At 75.2% G+C, this 4,006-nt stretch carries 4 protein-coding genes; all 4 read left to right on the forward strand.

Features of this window, described 5'->3' with window-relative positions:
• The first annotated feature begins 175 nt into the window (after positions 1-175).
• From E1298_RS44895 to E1298_RS44910, 4 genes are read left to right on the forward strand one after another with little or no spacing between them, the layout of a single operon-like run.
• A complete protein-coding gene (locus tag E1298_RS44895; protein ID WP_131903480.1) occupies positions 176-1,231 on the forward strand; it encodes an NrtA/SsuA/CpmA family ABC transporter substrate-binding protein in 1,056 nt (351 codons plus the stop codon).
• Positions 1,228-2,103, forward strand: a complete 876-nt coding sequence (locus tag E1298_RS44900; RefSeq protein ID WP_131903481.1) for an ABC transporter permease — start codon at positions 1,228-1,230, stop codon at positions 2,101-2,103. The genes E1298_RS44895 and E1298_RS44900 overlap by 4 nt, the downstream gene beginning before the upstream one ends.
• A complete protein-coding gene (locus E1298_RS44905; protein WP_131903482.1) occupies positions 2,100-2,822 on the forward strand; it encodes an ABC transporter ATP-binding protein in 723 nt (240 codons plus the stop codon). Before E1298_RS44900 ends, E1298_RS44905 begins: the two co-directional genes overlap by 4 nt.
• A gap of 8 nt (positions 2,823-2,830) precedes the next feature.
• Entirely contained in the window at positions 2,831-3,859 is a 1,029-nt protein-coding gene (locus E1298_RS44910; RefSeq protein WP_131903483.1) for an ABC transporter substrate-binding protein, read from the forward strand.
• Positions 3,860-4,006: the final 147 nt, after the last annotated feature.

Here is a 4,006-nt window from a genome sequence, read left to right on the forward strand (position 1 = left end):
TTCCCACCCCGTCCGCCCGTCCGGCGCACTGACGCGCCTGCGACCGGCCCCCCGAACACCACCGTCTCCGTACCGAGCCCGCGGCCGCCGTCGTTCGGCGCCGCCAGGGCTCCCATCGGCGTGCGGCCGGCGCCGGCCCGCCGTTCCGCCCGACCACATGAGGGGCTACGCCACCATGTTCGACTTCCGTCACCGATCGCGTCTCGCGGCCGCCGCCGCGGCCGCCGCCCTGCTCAGCCTCGCCGCCGCCTGCGGCGGCCAGGCCGAGGCGGGCGGGGCCGGGGGCGGCTCCGGCGGCACCGCCGTGATCAAGCTCAAGGACCCCGGGAACGCCGGCCCGCTCGCCTACGCCAAGCGGGAGGGGATCCTGGACAAGCGGCTGAAGGCCGTCGGCGCCCGGGTGGAGTGGGGCGGCTCGTACGCCTCGTTCACCGCGACGATCGACGCGGTCCGCTCCGGGTCCGTGAACGTCCTGGAGGGTGCGATCTCGCCCGCGCTCGGGTACCTCGCCAACAGCCGCAACATCAAGATCTTCTCGTTCACCGACCCCGTGACCGACCGGTCCGCGCCCCCGAGGGACGGCCTGGTCGTCCCCGCCGACAGCCCCGTCAGGTCCGTCAGGGACCTGGTCGGCAAGCAGGTGGCGGTCAACAAGGGCGGCCGCGGCGAGTACCTGCTGCTGCTCGCGCTGCGGCAGAACGGGATCCCCGCCGACCAGGTGAAGCGGGTCTACCTGAACCCCGTGCAGGGCGCGTCGGCGTTCGCCACCGGCAAGGTGGACGCCTGGTGGGCGATCGTCGACGCCTACCCCGAGGTGGTCGCCAAGGGGGCCCGCGTCCTGCTCAACGGGCGCGACCTGCCCGACCGGGACCTCAACATCTGGGCCGCGCGGACGGAACTGCTCGGCAAGCACCCCGAGGCCGTGAAGGTCCTCCTCGACACCCTGCGCGAGCTGACCGAGCAGGAGAAGCGGTCGCCGGAGCGGTTCCAGAACGTCTTCCTCAAGAAGGGCCCGACGGCGGTCTCGGGGGCGCGGCTGCAGGACAACCTCACCGAGGCCCGGTTCCAGAACGTCCCCCGCTTCGCGAGCGCGGTGGACGGCAGGTACGTCGAGGACGTCGCCGGCGTCTTCCGCCAGTACGGCGTGCTGCCCGCCGCGATCCCGTCCGCCGAAGTGATCTTCGACCTGCGGGCGCCGGCCGCGCCGGTCCCGTCGGGGCGGGCGTCATGACGCTGGAGCGGTCCCCCGCGCCGCCCGTCCGCGATGACCCGGCGGTCGCGCCCGAGGAGGAGGGGGCGGAACTGCGCGTCCCGCCCCGGATCGGGACGCGGCCGCGCCGCCCGGCGGCGTCGCTCGCGGTGCGGACGGCCGTGCCGGTGCTGCTGGTCGCGGCCTGGTGGTACGGGTCGGCGAGCGGCCGGATCCCGCCGGACGTGCTGACCGGGCCGGGCGCGGTGCTCGGGGCGCTGCGCGAGCTGGCCGAGACCGGGCAGCTCACCGACTACCTGCTGGCGTCGGGGCGGCGGGCCGCGCTGGGCGTGCTCGCCGGCGCCGGGGCCGGGCTGCTGCTCGGGATCGCGGCGGGCCTGTCGGCGCTCGGCGAGGAGCTGATCGACCCGACGATGCAGATGAAGCGGGCCGTCCCGTTCCTGGCGCTGGTGCCGCTGTTCATCTCCTGGTTCGGCGTCGGCGAGTCGTTCAAGATCGTGCTGATCGCGGTGGCGACGGCCGCGCCGATGTACGCCTACACCTACCTCGGCGTGCGCGGGGTGGACCGCGAGGTGGTGGAGGCCGCGCGCGGCTTCGGGCTGCGCGGCGCCCGGCTGGCGGCCGAGGTGATCGTGCCGAGCGCGCTGCCGAGCATCCTGATGGCGCTGCGGATCAGCCTGTCGGTCTCGCTGACCGGCCTGATCGCCGCCGAGCAGATCGGGGCGAGCGAGGGCATCGGCTACCTGGTGACGCTCGCGCAGCAGTACTACCGCAACGACTACATGGTGCTGTGCATCCTGATCTACGCGCTGATCGGGCTGGTCATCGACCTGGTGATCCGCGGCGTGGAGCGGGTGGCGATGCCATGGCGCGGGCAGGTGGCGGCCCGATGAGCGACGTCGCCGTGCGCATCGCCGGGCTGCGCAAGTCGTTCGGCCCGAAGACCGTCCTGGACGGCGTCGACCTGGAGATCCGGCGCGGCGAGTTCTTCGCGCTGCTCGGGCCCAGCGGCACGGGCAAGACCACCCTCCTGCGCCTGCTCGCGGGCCTCCAGGTCGCCGACGGCGGGACGGTGCTGGCCGCTCCGCGCCGCACGACCGTCTACCAGGAGCCCCGGCTGGTGCGGGCCCGGCGCGTCCTGCCGAACGTGACGCTGGGCCTGCCGCGCTCGTCCCGCGAGGCGGGGCGCCGCGCGCTGGAGGAGGTCGGGCTGGCGGGGCACGAGCGGGCCTGGCCCGCGACGCTGTCGGGCGGCGAGGCGCAGCGGGTGGCGCTCGCGCGGGCGCTGGTCCGCGACCCGCAGGTGCTGCTGCTGGACGAGCCGTTCGCCGCCCTCGACGCGCTCACCCGGCTGCAGATGCAGGACCTCGTCGCGGAGCTGTGCGCCCGGCACCGCCCGGCGGTCGTCCTGGTCACCCACGACGTGGACGAGGCGCTGCGGCTGGCCGACCGGGTCGCGGTGCTGCGCGGCGGGGTGTTCGCCGCCGACAAGGTCATCGACCTGCCCCGCCCGCGCGACCGCGACGATCCGGCCCTCGTCCGGCTCCGCCGGGCGTTCCTGTCCCATCTCGGGGTCGAGCCGGTCCCGGCCCCGGTTTCCGCATCGCATTGAGGAGTGCCGTGTCTTCGGTAGAGAGAATCTGGTTCACCCGCTGCCCGGTGCCGACGGCCAGCGGCCTGGCGCACCGCCAGGGCTGGCTGTCCGAGGCGTTCGGCGCCGCCGGGCTGGAGGTCGGCGTCCTCCAGGACGCCGGTCCCGAGCTGGCCCGCCACCACTTCGACCACGATCTGCTCGGGCTGTTCCGTGAGGGCGGGAACGTTCCCGCGCTGGCGGCGCGGTCGGCGGGCACGCCGACGCGGCTGATCGGGCTGACGTGGATCGAGGAATGGCAGTCGATCCTGACCAGGCCCGGATCGGGGATCGAGGACGCCGCGGGCTTGCGCGGCGCCCGGGTCGCCCTGCCCGGCTGGGCCGACACGCGCGCGCAGAGCTTCCCGCGCGCGATGGCACTGCACGGGGTGAAGGGCGCGCTCGCGCAGGGCGGCCTGACCCTCGACGACGTCACGTTCGTGGAGGTCCCCGCGGAGCTGTCCCCGTCCGTCGGACGGGACGCGCGCGGCGGGCGGCTGTCGTGGCCGGGCCTTGAGCAGCTTTCGCGCGGCGAGGTGGACGCGGTGTACGTCAAGGGCGCGCGCGCCGCCGACCAGGCCCGGGAGCTCGGCCTTGCCGTGGCCGTGGACCTGGACGCCCATCCGGACCCGCGGACCCGCGTCAACAACGGCACCCCGCGTCCCATCACCGTCCACGAGCGGCTGCTGGAGGAGCGGCCCGACCTGGTCGTGACGTTCCTGGCGCAGACGCTGCGGGCGGCGGACTGGGCGGCGGGGAACCTCGGCCCCGTCCGCGAGATCCTCGCCGGCGAGACCCGCTCGGGCGCCGAGGGCGTCGCCACCGCGTACCGGGGCGACTTCCACCGCTCGCTGCACCCCGACCTGTCGGACGAGCGGCTCGCCCTCCTGCGCGTCCAGAAGGACTTCCTGCTGGTGCACGGCTTCCTGGACGCCGACGTGGACCTGGACGCCTGGGCCGCGCCCGAGCCGCTCCGCCTCGCCCGCGAACGCCTGGCCGCGGAGGGTGTTGCGGCATGAGCGAGTTCATTGTCACGTTGCCGTCGCGCGGGGACGGCACGCGCGGGGACTGGGGGCCGCCGCCCGCCGCCCCGCCACCGTCCGTGACGGATCTGCGCTATGGCCACTACGGGCCCGTCTCCGGTGGGGGGACGACCCCCCACACCC

Source organism: Actinomadura rubrisoli (genome assembly GCF_004349215.1).
Classification (GTDB): Bacteria; Actinomycetota; Actinomycetes; order Streptosporangiales; family Streptosporangiaceae; genus Spirillospora; species Spirillospora rubrisoli.

Coding starts and splice junctions, on each gene's coding strand:
- E1298_RS44905 (WP_131903482.1), top strand. CDS start 2,100: ATGAGCGACGTCGCCGTGCGCATCGCCGGGCTGCGCAAGTCGTTCGGC.
- E1298_RS44895 (WP_131903480.1), top strand. CDS start 176: ATGTTCGACTTCCGTCACCGATCGCGTCTCGCGGCCGCCGCCGCGGCC.
- E1298_RS44900 (WP_131903481.1), top strand. CDS start 1,228: ATGACGCTGGAGCGGTCCCCCGCGCCGCCCGTCCGCGATGACCCGGCG.